Below are 15794 nucleotides of genomic sequence, written 5' to 3'. Positions count from 1 at the left end.
CGGGCACCGGCGGATAGGGCCGGTCGCTTGCGACGGGGGAGGGTTTGAATGGAAATTTTGGGTAAGGATGCTATGAAAACAATCAAGCGAGCCCTCGCGGGCGTGCTGGCATGCAGCGGATTGCTCTTTGCCGGTGCCGCCCTGGCGGTCGGTGATAGCCCGGGCGGCCCCCGTGTCAACGAGATCAACTTTCAGCCGCCTGTCACGAAGATCGCCGAGGAGCTCTACGATCTCCACACGATGATGCTCATCCTGTGTACGGTGATCTTCGTCGGCGTGTTCGGCGTGATGTTCTATTCGATCTTCGCGCACCGCAAATCCAAGGGCCACAAGGCCGCCAATTTCCATGAAAGCACGACCGTCGAGATCATCTGGACGATCGTGCCGTTCGTCATCGTCGTGCTGATGGCGCTGCCGGCGACGAAGGCCGTCGTCGCGATGAAGGACACGACCAACGCCGATCTCACGATCAAGGTCACCGGCTACCAGTGGAAGTGGGGCTACGACTACGTGAAGGGCCCGGGCGAGGGCATCGGCTTCCTGTCGACGCTCAGCACCCCGCGTGACGAAGTGATGGGCAAGAAGCCGATCACCGACACCTATCTGCAGGAAGTCGACAACCCGCTCGTCGTGCCGGTCAACAAGAAGATCCGCATCATCACGACCGCGAACGACGTCGTCCACTCGTGGTACGTGCCCGCGTTCGGCGTGAAGCAGGATGCGATCCCCGGCTTCGTGCGCGACACGTGGTTCAAGGCCGACAAGGTCGGTACGTTCCGCGGTTTCTGTACCGAGCTGTGCGGCAAGGAACACGCGTACATGCCGGTCGTGGTCGAAGTCCTGTCGGATGACGACTACGCGAAGTGGGTCACCGCGCAGAAGGCCAAGCTGGCCAGCGCCGCAGTCGATCCCAACAAGGTCTACACGATGGCTGAACTCGTCGCGCACGGCGAGGAAGTCTACAAGGCGAACTGCGCGGCCTGCCACCAGGTGAACGGCAAGGGCCTCGGCGCGTTCCCGGCCATGGACGGCAGCCCGATCGTGAACGGCCCGATCGCCGCCCACGTCGAGCGCGTGCTGCACGGCAAGGGCGCGATGCCGTCGTGGGCGTCGCTGTCGGATCTCGACATCGCCTCGGTCGTCACGTACGAACGCAATTCGTGGGGCAACCACAAGAACGACCTGCTGCAGCCGAAGCAAGTGGCCGACGCGCGTAACGGCAAGCTGCCGGAAGACGCGGCGGGCGCAGCGGCAGCGGCACCGGCGGAAGCCGCTTCGGCACCGGCGCAGGCTGCGTCGGGCGCGGAGCAGCCGGCGGCAGCGGCCTCGGCCGCGCTGTCGACGATCTACTTCGAGACGGGCAAGAGCGTGCTGCCGGCCGACGCGAAGGCGGCGATCGCCGCCGCGGCCGACTATGCGAAGGCACATCCGGACGCGAAGCTCGCGCTGTCGGGCTTTACCGACAAGACGGGCTCGGCCGACGCGAACGCCGAACTGGCGAAGCATCGCGCACAAGCCGTGCGCGACGCGCTGAAGGCAGCAGGCGTGGCGGAAGACCACATTATTCTCAAAAAGCCGGAAACGATCACGGGCGGGGCTGACGCGAAGGAAGCCCGGCGTGTCGAGATCGGCCCGGCGGCTTGACGTGTCGCTGAGTTAGTCGACGTATTCGCATTAGGAGATTCTCATGTCTAGCATCGGGCACGACGTAGCCGCGGACCACGCGCACGACGACCACGCGCACGAAATGCCGCACGGCTGGCGTCGCTGGCTGTTCGCCACCAACCACAAGGACATCGGTACGCTGTACCTGTTGTTCTCGTTCATCATGTTCCTGTCGGGCGGCGTGATGGCGCTCGCCATCCGGGCCGAGCTGTTCGAACCGGGCCTGCAGATCATGCGTCCGGAGTTCTTCAACGAACTCACGACGATGCACGGCCTGATCATGGTGTTCGGCGCGATCATGCCGGCGTTCGTCGGCTTCGCGAACTGGATGATTCCGCTGCAGATCGGCGCGTCCGACATGGCGTTCGCGCGGATGAACAACTTCAGCTTCTGGCTGCTGCCGGTCGCGGCCGTGCTGCTGGTCGGTTCGTTCTTCGCGCCGGGCGGCGCGACGGCCGCCGGCTGGACGCTCTACGCGCCGCTGTCGACGCAGATGGGCCCGGGCATGGACTTCGCGATCTTCGCGGTCCACATCATGGGCGCATCGTCGATCATGGGCGGGATCAACATCGTCGTGACGATCCTGAACATGCGCGCACCGGGCATGACGCTGATGAAGATGCCGATGTTCGCGTGGACGTGGCTGATCACGGCTTACCTGCTGATCGCCGTGATGCCGGTTCTGGCAGGCGCGATCACGATGGTGCTGTTCGACCGCCACTTCGGCACGTCGTTCTTCAACGCGGCAGGCGGCGGCGACCCGGTGATGTACCAGCACATCTTCTGGTTCTTCGGCCACCCCGAGGTGTACATCATGATTCTGCCGGCGTTCGGGATCGTGTCGCAGGTGATCCCGGCGTTCGCACGCAAGACGCTGTTCGGCTATAGCTCGATGGTGTACGCGACGGCTTCGATCGCGATCCTGTCGTTCATGGTCTGGGCGCACCACATGTTCGCCACGGGCATGCCGGTGACCGGCCAGCTGTTCTTCATGTACGCGACGATGCTGATCGCGGTGCCGACGGGCGTGAAGGTGTTCAACTGGCTCGCGACGATGTGGCGCGGCTCGATGACGTTCGAAACCCCGATGCTGTTCGCGATCGGTTTCCTGTTCGTGTTCACGTTCGGCGGCCTCACGGGCCTGATGCTCGCGATGGCGCCGCTCGACATCCAGTATCACGGGACCTACTTCGTGGTGGCGCACTTCCACTACGTGCTGGTGGCCGGCTCATTGTTCGCGCTGTTCTCGGGCTGGTACTACTGGGCGCCGAAGTGGACGGGCTGGATGTACAACGAGACGCGCGGCAAGATCCACTTCTGGGCGTCGATGATCTTCTTCAACCTGACGTTCTTCCCGATGCACTTCGTCGGTCTCGCAGGCATGCCGCGTCGCTACGCGGACTACCCGGCGCAGTTCACGGACTTCAACCAGGTGGCGACGATCGGCGCATTCGGCTTCGGCCTCGCGCAGGTGTACTTCCTGTTCGCGGTCGCGCTGCCGGCCTACCGTGGCGGCGGCGAGTTGGAAAAGGCGTCGGACAAGCCGTGGGATGGCGCGGAAGGCCTCGAGTGGACGGTGCCGAGCCCGGCTCCCTTCCATACGTTCGAGCAACCGCCGCACGTCGAGTAAGTTTCACCGTGCGTTCCGCCGCTGCCTGCCGCGCAGGCAGGCGCGGCGGGCGCCGAACCGAAGTTTCAGATGAACCGGAATCCACAACAAAGACGAACGCCCGAGCAGATCCGCGCGGGCAACAAGCGGCTCGGCCTCACCCTGCTCGTCATCGCCGCCGTTTTTTTTGTGGGTGTCGTGATCAAGCAGTGGTGGCTGTCCACTCACTGATGCAGCAACAGACGCAGTAGCGAGGAAGTTGTCGTATGTCGAAGCCGGAAGAGGGCGCCGTCGATCGCGCGTTCAATCGTTCGATGCTGGTGAAGCTCTTCGTCGTGGCCGGGCTGATGTTCGGTTTCGGCTTCGCGCTGATCCCGATGTATCGGGCGATCTGCCAGATCACCGGCATCAACAACCTGGTGCAGCGCGATGTCAGCGAGCGCGAGGTGAAGAACTCGCAGGTCGACTATGGCCGCACGGTGTCGGTCGAGTTCGATGCGAACGCGCGCGGCCCGCTCGGTTTCAAGCCGGAGCACAACAGTCTCGACGTGCATCCGGGCGAGCTGATGACGATCGTGTACGACGTGACGAACGGGCAGGGCCGGCCGGTCGTTGCGCAGGCGATTCCGAGCTACGCGCCGAAGCAGGCGACGGAGTTCTTCAAGAAGATCGAGTGCTTTTGCTTTACGCAGCAGACGCTGGCCGCGAACGAGTCGCGCAAGATGCCGGTGGTGTTCGTGATCGATCCGAAACTGCCGAAGGACGTGAAGACGATCACGCTGTCGTACACGTTCTTCGAGCTGAATACGCCGGCCACGCCGGCGCCGGCGCCGGGCAAGACCGCGGCGCAGGGCGCGGCGAAGCCGGACGCATGACGACGGAGGCGGGGCGATGACGGAGGGCAAGCGGGGCGGGTCGTTCGGCCAGGCGCTGAAAGCGGTGTTGTGGTCGTTTTTCGGGGTGCGCAAGCGGCGTGACCTGGAGGCCGACGCGACGCAGCTGAATCCGCTGCACGTGCTGATCGTCGCGTTGTTGGCAGCCGGTTTGTTCATCGGCGTGCTGATCCTGGTCGTGCGTGCCGTCGTGGGCTGAAGCCCGCGGCCACGAAAGAAGAATGCAGTGCGCGGCGCCACGGCGGCGCGTGCAGGAAGGAGCGGTGGTGGTCACGCCGCGCAAGAAATAAAGCCGGAGCGGTTTCCGGTACACAAATTGGACAGAAGTGGAGAATCAAGCATGAGCGGTCAAAACCAGACCCCGTACTATTTCGTGCCGCATCCGTCGCACCATCCGATCAGTGCGGCCATCGGCCTGCTGGTCATGCTCGGATCGGCGGCGCTGTGGATCAACGGTCACGACTGGGCGCCGTTTACGGCGCTGCTCGGCCTGCTGTGGTTGCTCTTCACGCTGTATCACTGGTTCGGCGACGCGATCGCCGAATCGGAAGGCGGTCATTACGGCAAGAACGTCGACAAGTCGTACCGCTGGAGCATGAGCTGGTTCATCTTCTCGGAAGTCATGTTCTTCGGCGCGTTCTTCGGCGCGCTGTTCTATGCGCGTGAAATCGCGCTGCACCAGCTCGGCAGCCTCGACTACAAGCTGATCTGGCCGGATTTCTCCGCCGTGTGGCCGAACGAAGGCCCCGCCGCGCTCGCCGGTCACTTCAAGACGATGGGCCCGTGGCCGATCCCGACGCTGAACACCGCATTCCTGCTGTCGTCGGGCGTGACGCTGACGATCTCGCACCACGCGCTGCGTGACGATCATCGCAAGAAGGCGATCGCCTGGCTGGCCGCGACGCTCGCGTTCGGTATCTGCTTCCTGTTCCTGCAGGGCTTCGAGTACTACCACGCGTACAACGAACTGAACCTGACGCTGAACTCGGGCGTGTACGGTTCGACGTTCTTCCTGCTGACCGGCTTCCACGGCTTCCACGTGTTCCTCGGCGGCACGATGCTCGCGGTGGTGCTGGTGCGGATGATCCGCGGCCACTTCAAGCCCGATCACCACTTCGCATTCGAAGGCGCCGCGTGGTACTGGCACTTCGTCGACGTCGTCTGGCTCGGCCTGTACGTCGTCGTCTACTGGCTGTAAATGGAACAACGGCCCGCGCAGCAATGCGCGGGCCGTTTTCATTGGGTCGGCCGGGCAGCGTGACTGCCGGCCTTCACCCCTCGGGCGCCGCCGCGACTCAGTCAGGCGGCGCTTTTGCTTGGTGCCGCGGCCGTGCGGCGAAATGTCACAGCGGCGGCGGCGGCGAATCGATCAACGCCCGATCGGCAGGCCGGTCGAATGGATCCAGCCCATCGCGTTCGCGATCAGGATGAGCAGGAACAGCGACACCGACAGCCCGACGCGGGTGGCGAGCGACCAGACCATGCGTTTCGTGTGGCCGCGGTCGTGCATCATGAAGTAGAGCGCCGAGCCCATGCTGGCAATGATGAGGACGAAGGCGATGGGAACGAGTATGTGCATGACACGAACCGGACGACGGCAATTCGAAAGGAAGAGGATAATTATCGCACTTCGCTTGTCGGCAGGTGCCGGGCGGGCCGCATGATGAAGATCCGCTGGCTGCCCGCGCTGCTGATCCTCGTCGTCGTCGCGGTCACGATCCGTCTCGGTTTCTGGCAGCGCGACCGCGCGCACCAGAAGGAAGCGCTGCAGGCGAGCATCGCGCGCTACGAGCAGGCGGCGCCCGTCGACGTCGGCGCGCAGCCGATGCCGCTCGCGTCGATCGAGTTCCATCGCGTGCGTGCGACAGGCCGCTTCCTGCCCGAGCAGGCCGTGTTCCTCGACAATCGGCCGTATAACGACCAGCCGGGTTTTTACGTCGTGATGCCGTTTAAACTCACGGGCGGCGGCGTCGTGCTCGTGAATCGCGGCTGGCTGCCGCGCAATATCGCCGATCGCACGGCGATCGAGCCGTTCGCGACGCCCGCGGGCGACGTCGAGATCGTGGGCATCGCGCGCGCCGACGCGTCGCGGGCGTTCGAGCTCGGCGAAGGCGGGTCGGCGGCGCACCAGAAGATCCGGCAGAACCTGGACGTCGCCGCGTATGCGAAGGAAACGGGGCTGCCGCTGCAGCCGTTCGTGATCCAGCAGACGAGCGACGACGGCGACAAGCTCGTGCGTGACTGGCCGGCGGCGACGACCGGCGTCGAGCGCAATTACGGTTACATGTTTCAGTGGTGGGCGATGGCGGCGGCCGCGCTCGGCTTCGGCCTGTACGCTGCGCGGCGTGCGGCGAAGAAGTCGGCCGGCGCATGAGCGCCATGCCAGGACGCGGCGCTCGCGCCGCGGGTTCGTTTCGAGAGGTCTGATTTGTCCATGCAATCTCCCCGTCAGGGTTCGGCCGCTGCGCCGATGTCGCCGGCGGCCCGCAAGCGCGGCCGCTGGATGCTCGTGCTGCTGGGTCTCGTGTGCGCCGCGCCGATGATCGCGTCGTACTTCACCTATTACGTGATCAAGCCGAAGGGCGGCTCGACCAACTACGGCACGCTGATCGAGCCGCAGCGCCCGATCCCCGCGGATCTGCAGGTGACCGACGAAACCGGCAAGACCGTGCCGCTGGCGTCGCTGCGCGGCGTGTGGCTGTTCGTGATGACCGACAGCAGCGCGTGCGACGAGGCCTGCGCGAAGAAGCTCTATTTCATGCGCCAGATCCGCGTCACGCAGGCGGGCGAGCGGCACCGGCTCACGATGGTGTGGCTGCGCAGCGATGCGGGCGCGATGCCGCAGAAGGTGCTGGACGCGTACCCCGACACGCGCCGGCTCGTCGCCGATCCGGCCGCGGTGGCCGCGTGGCTGCCGGCCGACGCCGGCACGAAGGACAGCGACCACCTCTACATGGTCGATCCGAACGGCAACCTGATGATGCGTTTCCCGAAGGATCCGAACCCCGGCAAGATCAAGGCGGACGTGACGAAGCTGCTGAAGTGGTCGAGCATCGGCTAACGCAACACGAGAGGCATTGAACCGATGGCGTATCTACTGCAACTCGGCCTGATCGGCTTCTGCATCGCGCTGCTGCCGCTGTCGTACGTGTGGGTGAAGGCCGACGACAACAAGTTTCGCAAGCTGGTGTGGATCACCACCTTCCTGACGCTCGACCTGGTGATGTTCGGCGGCTTCACGCGGCTGACCGATTCGGGGCTCGGCTGCCCGGACTGGCCCGGCTGCTACGGCACGTCGTCGCCGTTCATCGCGCATGCCGCGATCACGGCCGCGCACCAGGCGATGCCGACGGGCCCCGTCAGCATGTCGAAGGCGTGGATCGAGATGATCCACCGCTATTTCGCGATGGCGATCGGCGTGCTGATCATCGCGCAGGTCGTGATCGCGTGGTCCGCGCGGCTGCGCCGCCGCCCGCTGCACGTGTCGCCGTGGTGGCCGACGAGCCTGCTGCTGCTGATCCTCGTGCAGGGCGCGTTCGGCGCGTGGACGGTCACGATGAAGCTGCAGCCGGTGATCGTCACGATCCACCTGCTGCTCGGCCTCACGCTGCTCGGCACGCTCGGCTGGCTCGCGGCGCGGCAGACGCCGCTGCCGTCGCATGACCCCGAAGCCGGCCGCTATCGCGCGGCCGCTCTCGCGGCGCTCGTGCTGCTGGTCGTGCAGATCGCGCTCGGCGGCTGGGTGAGCACCAACTACGCGGTGCTCGCGTGCACCGACTTCCCGACCTGCAACGGCCAGTGGATCCCGCCGATGGATTTCCAGCACGGCTTCCACCTGTGGCGCGCGCTCGGGATGACGAAGGACGGCGAGGCGATCACGCAGGACGCGCTGGTCGCGATCCACTGGACGCACCGCACGTTTGCGTTCGTGGTGGTCGCCTACCTGGTCGCGTTCGCGCTGAAGATGCGCCGCTTCGAGTCGCTGCGGCGGCCCGCGAACGGCGTGCTGCTGGTGGTCCTGCTGCAGTTCGTGACGGGCCTGACCAACATCGTGCTGCAGTGGCCGCTGCCGGTCGCCGTCGCGCACAACGGCGGGGCCGCGATCCTGCTGCTGCTCGTCGTCATGTTAAACTTTCGCATCCTTTCAAGCCGCCCCGGCCGTGTCGCGCAGCCTGTGCGCGACGCCGCCCCGGCGTGACCGCCCCCATGCAAAGCACCCTCTCCCAATCGCCCGGTAGCCGGTTTTCGCAGTACATGGCATTGACGAAGCCGCGTGTCACGCAGCTCGCGGTGTTCTGCGCGGTGATCGGCATGTTCCTCGCGACGCCGGGCATGGTGCCGTGGCACGTGCTGATCGGCGGTACGGTCGGCATCTGGCTGCTGGCCGGCGCCGCGTTCGCGATCAACTGCCTCGTCGAACAGAAGATCGACGCGATGATGCGCCGCACCGCGTGGCGCCCGTCCGCGCGCGGCGAGATCACGACCCCGCAGATCCTGCTGTTCTCGGCCGTGCTCGGCAGCGTCGGCGCATGGACGCTCTATACGTTCACGAACCCGCTGACGATGTGGCTGACGATCGCCACCTTCGTCGGCTACGCGGTGATCTACACGCTGCTGCTCAAGCCGATGACGCCGCAGAACATCGTGATCGGCGGCGCATCGGGCGCGATGCCGCCGGCGCTCGGCTGGGCCGCGGTCACCGGCGCGGTGCCGGGCGACGCGTGGATCCTCGTGCTGATCATCTTCGTGTGGACGCCGCCGCATTTCTGGGTGCTCGCGCTGTATCGCCGCAAGGATTACGAGAACGCAGGGCTGCCGATGCTGCCCGTCACGCACGGCGAGAAGTTCACGCGGCTGCACATCCTGCTGTACACGGTGATCCTGTTCGCGGTCACGCTGATGCCGTTCATCTCCGGGATGAGCGGGGCCGTCTACCTGACGAGCGCGGTGCTGCTCGGCGCGGTGTTCCTCGCGTATGCGTGGAAGATCCATCGCGACTACTCGGACGAACTCGCCCGCAAGGCCTTCCGCTACTCGATCGTCTACCTGTCGCTACTGTTCGCCGCGCTGCTCGTCGATCACTATGCACGTCCGCTGCTCGGCGTGTAACCGCACGGTTTGAACGCAATGCTCCAATCACGGTTCGGGCGCCGCGCGCGCCAAGGCTGGATGCTCGCGTGCGCATTCACGGCAGCGCTGCTGCTCGCCGGATGCGACAACGCGCCGAAATTCCAGAATCTCGACATCACCGGCAACACGCAGTTCGGCAGCGACTTCTCGCTGCCCGATACGGCCGGCAAGGTACGCACGCTCGCCGACTTCAAGGGTAAGGCCGTCGTGATGTTCTTCGGCTATACGCACTGTCCGGACGTGTGCCCGACGACGATGGCCGAGTTGTCCGAAGCGCTGAAGCAGCTCGGGCCCGATGCCGCGAAGCGCGTGCAGGTGCTGTTCGTCACCGTCGACCCGGAGCGTGACACGCCGGCGCTGCTCGGCCAGTACGTGCCCGCGTTCGATCCGTCGTTCATCGGCCTGCGGCCGGCCGACGAAGCCGCGCTGAAGAAGGTCACGAAGGATTTCCGCGTGTACTACGCGAAGGTGCCCGGCAAGACGCCCGGCAGCTACACGATGGATCACACGGCCGCGAGCTACGTGTTCGACCGCGACGGCAAGCTGCGCCTGTTCGTGCGCGACGGCCAGGGCCCCGGCCCGTGGGTCCACGACCTGAAGCTGCTGGTCGACTGACCGGTAGCCGCCGGGCGCCCGGCCCGGCGATCACGTGACGGCCGCCTCGCGCCGTCACGTTTTCCCTCTGTCTTCGTTGTTTGCATGCGCCGCCCGTCGGGCGGCGTGTCGGCCTGCGCGCGTATCGTGCAGATGTCGCGCAGGCGTCGCGTTACGGCAGCGCGGGCACGTTGAAGCCGGATGCGGCACGCGTGATCCGGAATTCCGTCACGCGATACGTGGCGAGCCCCTCGATGACGAACGGATCGGTCTTCAGGATCGCGTCCAGCTCGTCGCGATCGATGCGGGCCGCGAGGATCACGCCGCCTTCGCGCGGCACCTTCGGCCCCGCTGCGATGAAGATGCCCTTGTCGAATTGCGGCTGCAGGAATGCGCGATGGCGTTCGAGCGCGTCGTCGATGCGCTCGAGCGATGCGGTGTAGTGAATGTCGATGACGTACATGGGTGGCCCTCGGAATGGCGCCGGCTCTTCGTGTGCCGGCTAGCCGGTCTTTTTAGCACAGCGGATGCGGACTGTCGCGCCGGCGGTCGCGGTGCGGCGCGGGGCGCGGGCGGCCTGTCGATCGCCGGTTCGCGGCGCCGGCCGTATTCAAGTTGTAAGCCTCGGTGCCGTAAATGAATGGGCAAGCGTTTGCGCGCGGCAGGCCGTTCGCGCGCAGCGTGCGCATCGACATCGACAGAGGCACGCAGATGAGCAGAATGAGTTTGAACCGCAAGCTGTGGCTCGCGCTTGCGCTGGTATGGATCGGTCTCCTGGGCGTCGGCGCATGGAGCGCGTACGAGACGCGCGCGACGATGCTCGCCGAACGCAAGGCAGGCATCGCGAATCTCGTCGATTCGGCGGCCGGCATCGTGAAGGCGTACCACGCACTCGCGCAGAGCGGTACGCTGCCGGAGGCCGACGCGAAGCGCGACGCGCTCGCGAGCCTCGCCGCGATGCGCTACGGCGATTCGGGCTACGTGTTCGTGATGGACTCGAAGCCGGTCGTGCTGATGCATCCGACGCTGCCGAAGCTCGTCAACACGCAGGTCGGCGACTATCTCGACCCGGACGGCAAACCGCTGTTCGTCACGATCCTGAACGCCGCGAAGGAAACCGGCAGCGGCTTCGCCGAGTACCGCGGGCGCCTGCCGCACAGCGAGACCGCCGTGCCGAAGATCAGCTACGTCACGCGCTTCGCGCCGTGGGACTGGAACATCTCGAGCGGCGTGTTCCTGAAGGACATCGACACCATCTACTACCGGACGCTGCTCGGCCACCTTGCGGTCGTGTTCGTGATCGGCTTCGTGATCAGCGCGGCGATGCTCGTGATCATCCGCAACGTGCGCAGCAGCCTCGGCGGCGAGCCCGACGAAGCGGCCGCGCTCGCGACGCGCATCGCGCAGGGCGACCTGACGCAGCCGGTGCCGGTTCGCGCGGGCGACCGCACGAGCATGATGGCCGCGATGCACGACATGCAGGCACGGCTGCAGGCGACGATCGGCGGGATTCGCCAGTCGGCCGGATCGATCGCGTCGGCGAGCCGCCAGATCTCGGCCGGCAACGACGACCTGTCGCAGCGCACCGAGGAGCAGGCCGCCTCGCTGGAAGAAACCGCCGCGAGCATGGAGCAGCTGACCGCAACCGTGAAGCAGAACGCCGACAACGCGCGGCAGGCGAGCGGGCTCGCGAACAGCGCGTCGGAGATCGCGCGCACGGGGAGCGACGTCGTGAACCGCGTGATCGGCACGATGGGCCAGATCGACGACAGCTCGCGCAAGATCGCCGACATCATCGGCGTGATCGAAGGCATCGCGTTCCAGACCAACATCCTCGCGCTGAACGCGGCGGTCGAAGCCGCGCGCGCCGGCGAGCAGGGCCGCGGCTTCGCGGTGGTCGCGGGCGAAGTGCGTTCGCTCGCGCAGCGCAGCGCGACGGCGTCGAAGGAGATCCGCGAGCTGATCGTCGACTCGGTCGAGCGCGTGCGCAACGGGTCGACGCTGGTCGGCCAGGCCGGCACGACGATGGGCGAGATCCTGCAGGCCGTCGCGCGCGTGACCGACATCATGGGCGAGATCGCGGCGGCATCCGAGGAGCAGGCGAGCGGCATCACGCAGGTCGGGCGCGCGGTCACGCAGATGGACCAGGTGACGCAGCAGAACGCGGCGCTCGTCGAGGAGGCCGCTGCGGCCGCCGCGTCGCTGCAGGAACAGGCCGCGCGACTGCGCGATACGGTCGGCGCGTTCCGGGTCGGCGGGCAGATGGGCGAGCCTGCATTCGAAACGAAGGCGGCCGACCGGGCGGCGGTGGCGTAACGCGCTCGGGCCGATGCGCAACTCGCACAAATGCAACTAACGGCCGAGTCGCGCCACCCCTGCCAGCACCGCTGCGGTGCATACCCATATGAGCGGGATGTATTTCACTTCCCGCCGATCCTGTGACACCATTTGCCCCTTCCTGCGAGTCGGGGCATACCCGTATCGCGCCCCATTTTCAGTCATCCCGTAAGCAAGAAAGCGAGAAACAGATGAAGCGTCGCAGTCTCCTGAAGGTATTTTCCGTGCTGGCCACCGGTGCAGCGCTGACGCTGTCGGCAGGCGCGCACGCCGAAGACAAGGTGATCAAGGTCGGCACGGTCGCCGGCCCGGATTCGGAAGTGTGGCAGCTCGTGCAGAAGGTCGCGAAGGAGAAGGAAGGCCTGAACGTGAAGGTCATCGAGTTCAACGACTACGTGCAGCCGAACGCGGCGCTCGACTCGGGCGACCTCGACGCGAACAGCTTCCAGCACCAGCCCTACCTCGACAGCCAGGTGAAGCAGCGCGGCTACAAGCTCGTCAGCGCGGGCCTGACCTACATCTCGCCGATGGGCGTGTACTCGAAGAAGTTCAAGGCGCTGAAGGACCTGCCGCAAGGCGCGAAGGTCGCGGTGCCGAACGATCCGTCGAACGAGAACCGCGCGCTGCTGCTGCTGCAGACGCAGGGCCTGATCAAGCTGAAGACGGGCGCCGGCACGGGCGGCAACAACGCGACGGTGCTCGACATCGCCGACAACCCGAAGAAGCTGAAGATCTCCGAACTCGACGCCGCGCAACTGCCGCGCGTGCTGTCGGACGTCGACGCAGCCGTGGTCAACACGAACTACGCGCTCGCCGCGAACCTGCAGCCGACCAAGGACGCAATCGCGCTCGAATCGCTGACGAGCCCGTACGCGAACCTGATCGCCGTGCGCGCGAAGGACAAGGATCAGCCGTGGGTGAAGAAGCTGGTCAAGGCGTACCAGTCGCCGGAAGTGAAGGAATTCATCAAGAAGCAGTTCAAGGGCTCGATGGTCGCGTCATTCTGAGCGACGCACACCGGTCGGACCGCTGAAACGAAAGGGCCTGCATCGCGCAGGCCCTTTTTCATTGGTGCGGCCGCCACGCAACGGTGCGACGGCGACCGGCGTTTAGCGCCGGCTCACATCTCGCCGCGCCGCGAGCAGATCGACATGATCTGCTGGATCGCATAGTTGTCTCGCACGCCCGGCAGTGACTGCACGACGCACTCGTGAAAACGCCGCTCGCGCGGCAGCAGCATCGCGTTGTTGCGATACAGCGCGTCGCACGAGCGCTGGATCAGCTGCGCCGCCGCGCCGTTGCGGCTTTCGCGCAGCGCATTGAGCATGCAGTCGTCGTATTGCGCATAGCCGTCGGTCAGCGCGAATGCCGCGCCCGGCGGCGCCAGCGCGATGGCCGCGAATGCGATGGCTCGGATCGCCCGATTCATGTGCTCTCCAATGGCGTGGATTGGGTCGGTCGACAGCATAACGTAAAGCGGCGATGACGGCCGACGGGTTGTGCCGAGGTCGGGTACGAAGCGGGCCTGCCCCGTGCGGCCTTATCGGTGGTGCGACGCGCAACGCAAGAGGCGTCGATGCTTCACCGGCGCGAAAGAAGGACTGAAGTGGAATGTCGTGCGCCAACCGAGGAAATATAAAAGCAAAATTATCTAAAAAATTTTCCGGGCAGGCGAGGCGATATATGGGAATGTCGTTGTCATTTGTTAGACGGTATCGATTGATTTCCCGTCACGTGTTTCCGTCACGCCGGATCCAGGCATGCCGAACGTTCGGCGAGGTCGGATCGCCGTAGCTCAGATCTTGCGATAAATCCTAGTGGAATGGTCGTTTTATTTGTCTGAACAAACGAATTCGCCATCTGAATGAGACAACTTTAGTACTTGTCCGATTATTTTTGGATCCACTTCCATACTTTGTCAGATGGCGGGCCATCGGCGGAAAATAAATAATGATGCCTGAATCGCGCCCCGTCAATTTAAATACAAGTTCATGAAATGATGAATGCGCGTTTCATATCGTCAATAACCGTTTTTTGAGATCAACATAATGAAACTCGCAACTAGCACCAAAGTCATTTCGATGCTTCTGGCCGTAGCGGGCCTCGGTCTGATGTCGGCCGCCCACGCGGCAGACGGCACGATCACGTTCACCGGCAACGTAACCGCGGCAACCTGCAAGATCGACGGTGCCGCGGCAGGCACCACGTCGAACAAGGCAGTTGCCCTGCCGACGGTCAGTACCGGCGCGCTGAACGCGGCCGGCTCGGTAGCTGGCCGCACCGCCTTCGGTTTCAAGCTGACGGGTTGCGCGGTGGATACCGCCGAGTCGAAGGGCAACCCCACCAAGGTCCAGGTTACGTTCGAGAACGCCACGAACGTGACGGCCGACGGCAAGCTGTCGCTCGACAAGGGCACGGCCGAGGCGCCTGCGGCGACGAACGTCGTGCTGCAGATCCTCAACGACCAGCAAAACGTGATCAAGGTCGGCGCGAACGCACCGGACCAGAACTCGCAGGTCGTCTCGATCGGCTCGGACGGTTCCGCCCAGCTGAACTTCTTTGCCGAGTACCTGGCGACGGGCGCGGCAGTAGGCGGTTCGGCGAATTCGAAGGTTCAGTACACGGTCGCCTACGAGTAAGTCTTGCGCTTACCCGAAGGCCCGCCCGCCGGCGGGCCTGGCGGCGGGCTTCGCACGCCGCCACTCCGATCCGCCAGTCGGCCACAACGATTAGAAATCCGCCCGAGTCATCATGAATGCCATCATCAAATCGCTCCAGGCCATCGCACTGGCCACCGTCCTGATCGCTTCGCAAGCCAGCGCGAGCGTCGTGATTTCGGCGACCCGCGTCATCTTTCCGGGCGGCGAGCGCGAGGTGACGATCAAGCTGTCGAACGAAGGTTCGGCGCCGGCATTGGTCCAGGCCTGGATCGACAAGGGCGACGCGAACGCATCGCCTGACACCATCGACGCGCCGTTCGTGCTCACGCCCGCGATGTTCCGCCTGGAGCCGAACAAAGGGCAAACCCTGCGGTTGATGTATACGAGCGAGCCGCTTCCCGCCGACAAGGAATCGCTTTTCTGGCTCAACGTGCTGGAAATTCCGCCGAAGGTTGCGTCGAGCGACGCTCACAACCAGCTTCAGGTCGCGTTCCGGACGCGCGTCAAGATCATGTTTCGCCCGCAAGGTCTGCCGGGCAAGGCACACGACGCGCCGGCGCAGATTCGCTGGCAGATCGAGCGCGGCCAGGCGGGCCGCTATACGTTGAAGGCGAGCAACCCGACGCCTTACGTCGTCAATATCGGCAGCGTCCAGCTCCGATCGGGCGCACATCAATACGACGCCGGTGCGGGCTATATCCTGCCCGGCGGCACGCAGGAATTTCCCGTTGCGGATCTCAAGGCTCCGCCGGCGCCGGACGCGAAAGTACGGTTCGGCAGCATCAACGACTGGGGTGCGTCGACCAACAACGAGCTACCCGTTGCGATGCGGTAGTGCCGGCCGGGCTGCGGCCTGCCAGGGCCATTGGCCAGCCGGCTGACGCGGCATTCACGTCCACGTACGTT

The 15794-nt window shown here is 65.2% G+C and carries 18 protein-coding genes; 15 read left to right on the top strand and 3 right to left on the bottom strand.

Annotated features, from left to right (window positions below):
- Positions 1-48: 48 nt before the first annotated feature.
- The 6 genes from coxB (at position 49) to QZM35_RS21120 (ending at position 5365) form a co-directional block, all read left to right on the top strand.
- Positions 49-1644 carry a cytochrome c oxidase subunit II gene (gene coxB / locus QZM35_RS21145; RefSeq protein ID WP_089426389.1) on the top strand — a complete coding sequence of 532 codons (1596 nt, stop codon included), beginning with the start codon at positions 49-51 and terminating at the stop codon, positions 1642-1644.
- Between the two features lie 43 nt (positions 1645-1687).
- Positions 1688-3295, top strand: coding sequence for a cytochrome c oxidase subunit I (ctaD, locus tag QZM35_RS21140; protein ID WP_069248929.1), 1608 nt, complete (start codon positions 1688-1690; stop codon positions 3293-3295).
- 69 nt (positions 3296-3364) lie between these two features.
- Complete coding sequence (locus tag QZM35_RS21135; RefSeq protein WP_017334314.1) at positions 3365-3505, top strand: cytochrome oxidase small assembly protein; 141 nt, start codon at positions 3365-3367, stop codon at positions 3503-3505.
- Positions 3506-3540: 35 nt separating this feature from the next.
- Entirely contained in the window at positions 3541-4149 is a 609-nt protein-coding gene (locus tag QZM35_RS21130; RefSeq protein ID WP_174973096.1) for a cytochrome c oxidase assembly protein, read from the top strand.
- A gap of 16 nt (positions 4150-4165) precedes the next feature.
- On the top strand, positions 4166-4366 hold the full coding sequence (locus tag QZM35_RS21125; protein ID WP_089426387.1) for a DUF2970 domain-containing protein: 201 nt from the start codon (positions 4166-4168) through the stop codon (positions 4364-4366).
- A gap of 141 nt (positions 4367-4507) precedes the next feature.
- Positions 4508-5365 (top strand): cytochrome c oxidase subunit 3, encoded by an 858-nt coding sequence (locus tag QZM35_RS21120; protein ID WP_059233128.1) that lies wholly within the window; start codon positions 4508-4510, stop codon positions 5363-5365.
- Positions 5366-5536: 171 nt separating this feature from the next.
- On the opposite strand, the gene QZM35_RS21115 is transcribed toward QZM35_RS21120, so the two are convergent.
- Positions 5537-5746: a twin transmembrane helix small protein gene (locus tag QZM35_RS21115; protein ID WP_089426386.1), complete on the bottom strand. Its 210-nt coding sequence runs from the start codon at positions 5744-5746 to the stop codon at positions 5537-5539.
- 84 nt (positions 5747-5830) lie between these two features.
- Here QZM35_RS21115 and QZM35_RS21110 point away from each other — a divergent pair, with 84 nt between their 5' ends.
- Genes QZM35_RS21110 through QZM35_RS21090 form a run of 5 tightly spaced genes read left to right on the top strand, consistent with a single transcriptional unit; the run spans position 5831 to position 9912 of the window.
- The gene (locus tag QZM35_RS21110) at positions 5831-6541 is read left to right on the top strand and encodes an SURF1 family protein (RefSeq protein WP_241026164.1); all 711 of its coding nucleotides are present in this window, start codon (positions 5831-5833) and stop codon (positions 6539-6541) included.
- A 60-nt stretch (positions 6542-6601) separates the two neighbouring features.
- On the top strand, positions 6602-7228 hold the full coding sequence (locus tag QZM35_RS21105) for a cytochrome C oxidase subunit I (RefSeq protein WP_301776722.1): 627 nt from the start codon (positions 6602-6604) through the stop codon (positions 7226-7228).
- Positions 7229-7252: 24 nt separating this feature from the next.
- A complete protein-coding gene (locus QZM35_RS21100; protein ID WP_069248923.1) occupies positions 7253-8365 on the top strand; it encodes a heme A synthase in 1113 nt (370 codons plus the stop codon).
- 8 nt (positions 8366-8373) lie between these two features.
- Complete coding sequence (cyoE, locus tag QZM35_RS21095) at positions 8374-9276, top strand: heme o synthase (RefSeq protein WP_006477738.1); 903 nt, start codon at positions 8374-8376, stop codon at positions 9274-9276.
- An 18-nt stretch (positions 9277-9294) separates the two neighbouring features.
- Positions 9295-9912 (top strand): SCO family protein, encoded by a 618-nt coding sequence (locus QZM35_RS21090; protein ID WP_043187233.1) that lies wholly within the window; start codon positions 9295-9297, stop codon positions 9910-9912.
- 151 nt (positions 9913-10063) lie between these two features.
- Here the strand turns inward: QZM35_RS21090 and QZM35_RS21085 are convergent, their stop codons facing one another.
- The gene (locus QZM35_RS21085; RefSeq protein WP_069248921.1) at positions 10064-10354 is read right to left on the bottom strand and encodes a YciI family protein; all 291 of its coding nucleotides are present in this window, start codon (positions 10352-10354) and stop codon (positions 10064-10066) included.
- A 248-nt stretch (positions 10355-10602) separates the two neighbouring features.
- On the opposite strand from QZM35_RS21085, the gene QZM35_RS21080 reads away from it, so the two are divergent.
- Together QZM35_RS21080 and QZM35_RS21075 are read left to right on the top strand one after the other, a co-directional pair.
- Positions 10603-12207 (top strand): methyl-accepting chemotaxis protein, encoded by a 1605-nt coding sequence (locus QZM35_RS21080; protein ID WP_089473796.1) that lies wholly within the window; start codon positions 10603-10605, stop codon positions 12205-12207.
- 212 nt (positions 12208-12419) lie between these two features.
- On the top strand, positions 12420-13235 hold the full coding sequence (locus QZM35_RS21075; protein WP_089426383.1) for a MetQ/NlpA family ABC transporter substrate-binding protein: 816 nt from the start codon (positions 12420-12422) through the stop codon (positions 13233-13235).
- A 113-nt stretch (positions 13236-13348) separates the two neighbouring features.
- On the opposite strand, the gene QZM35_RS21070 is transcribed toward QZM35_RS21075, so the two are convergent.
- Complete coding sequence (locus QZM35_RS21070) at positions 13349-13657, bottom strand: VF_A0006 family four-cysteine protein (RefSeq protein ID WP_089426382.1); 309 nt, start codon at positions 13655-13657, stop codon at positions 13349-13351.
- Positions 13658-14276: 619 nt separating this feature from the next.
- On the opposite strand from QZM35_RS21070, the gene QZM35_RS21065 reads away from it, so the two are divergent.
- Both QZM35_RS21065 and QZM35_RS21060 read left to right on the top strand, forming a co-directional pair.
- Positions 14277-14867 (top strand): fimbrial protein, encoded by a 591-nt coding sequence (locus QZM35_RS21065; RefSeq protein WP_089426381.1) that lies wholly within the window; start codon positions 14277-14279, stop codon positions 14865-14867.
- Between the two features lie 112 nt (positions 14868-14979).
- Positions 14980-15723: a molecular chaperone gene (locus QZM35_RS21060; protein ID WP_089426380.1), complete on the top strand. Its 744-nt coding sequence runs from the start codon at positions 14980-14982 to the stop codon at positions 15721-15723.
- Positions 15724-15794 lie beyond the last annotated feature (71 nt).

It is taken from the genome of Burkholderia sp. AU45274 (assembly GCF_030482505.1).
In the GTDB taxonomy this organism is placed as follows: Bacteria; Pseudomonadota; Gammaproteobacteria; order Burkholderiales; family Burkholderiaceae; genus Burkholderia.
The sequence above is the reverse complement of the archived record's forward strand: the minus strand, read 5'-3'. Positions and strand labels throughout refer to the sequence as shown.

Excerpts from the sequence above, each read along its gene's own strand:
- coxB (WP_089426389.1), top strand. The coding sequence starts at position 49 with ATGGAAATTTTGGGTAAGGATGCTATGAAAACAATCAAGCGAGCCCTC.
- ctaD (WP_069248929.1), top strand. The coding sequence starts at position 1,688 with ATGTCTAGCATCGGGCACGACGTAGCCGCGGACCACGCGCACGACGAC.
- QZM35_RS21135 (WP_017334314.1), top strand. The coding sequence starts at position 3,365 with ATGAACCGGAATCCACAACAAAGACGAACGCCCGAGCAGATCCGCGCG.
- QZM35_RS21130 (WP_174973096.1), top strand. The coding sequence starts at position 3,541 with ATGTCGAAGCCGGAAGAGGGCGCCGTCGATCGCGCGTTCAATCGTTCG.
- QZM35_RS21125 (WP_089426387.1), top strand. The coding sequence starts at position 4,166 with ATGACGGAGGGCAAGCGGGGCGGGTCGTTCGGCCAGGCGCTGAAAGCG.
- QZM35_RS21120 (WP_059233128.1), top strand. The coding sequence starts at position 4,508 with ATGAGCGGTCAAAACCAGACCCCGTACTATTTCGTGCCGCATCCGTCG.
- QZM35_RS21115 (WP_089426386.1), bottom strand. The coding sequence starts at position 5,746 with ATGCACATACTCGTTCCCATCGCCTTCGTCCTCATCATTGCCAGCATG.
- QZM35_RS21110 (WP_241026164.1), top strand. The coding sequence starts at position 5,831 with ATGAAGATCCGCTGGCTGCCCGCGCTGCTGATCCTCGTCGTCGTCGCG.
- QZM35_RS21105 (WP_301776722.1), top strand. The coding sequence starts at position 6,602 with ATGCAATCTCCCCGTCAGGGTTCGGCCGCTGCGCCGATGTCGCCGGCG.
- QZM35_RS21100 (WP_069248923.1), top strand. The coding sequence starts at position 7,253 with ATGGCGTATCTACTGCAACTCGGCCTGATCGGCTTCTGCATCGCGCTG.
- cyoE (WP_006477738.1), top strand. The coding sequence starts at position 8,374 with ATGCAAAGCACCCTCTCCCAATCGCCCGGTAGCCGGTTTTCGCAGTAC.
- QZM35_RS21090 (WP_043187233.1), top strand. The coding sequence starts at position 9,295 with ATGCTCCAATCACGGTTCGGGCGCCGCGCGCGCCAAGGCTGGATGCTC.
- QZM35_RS21085 (WP_069248921.1), bottom strand. The coding sequence starts at position 10,354 with ATGTACGTCATCGACATTCACTACACCGCATCGCTCGAGCGCATCGAC.
- QZM35_RS21080 (WP_089473796.1), top strand. The coding sequence starts at position 10,603 with ATGAGCAGAATGAGTTTGAACCGCAAGCTGTGGCTCGCGCTTGCGCTG.
- QZM35_RS21075 (WP_089426383.1), top strand. The coding sequence starts at position 12,420 with ATGAAGCGTCGCAGTCTCCTGAAGGTATTTTCCGTGCTGGCCACCGGT.
- QZM35_RS21070 (WP_089426382.1), bottom strand. The coding sequence starts at position 13,657 with ATGAATCGGGCGATCCGAGCCATCGCATTCGCGGCCATCGCGCTGGCG.
- QZM35_RS21065 (WP_089426381.1), top strand. The coding sequence starts at position 14,277 with ATGAAACTCGCAACTAGCACCAAAGTCATTTCGATGCTTCTGGCCGTA.
- QZM35_RS21060 (WP_089426380.1), top strand. The coding sequence starts at position 14,980 with ATGAATGCCATCATCAAATCGCTCCAGGCCATCGCACTGGCCACCGTC.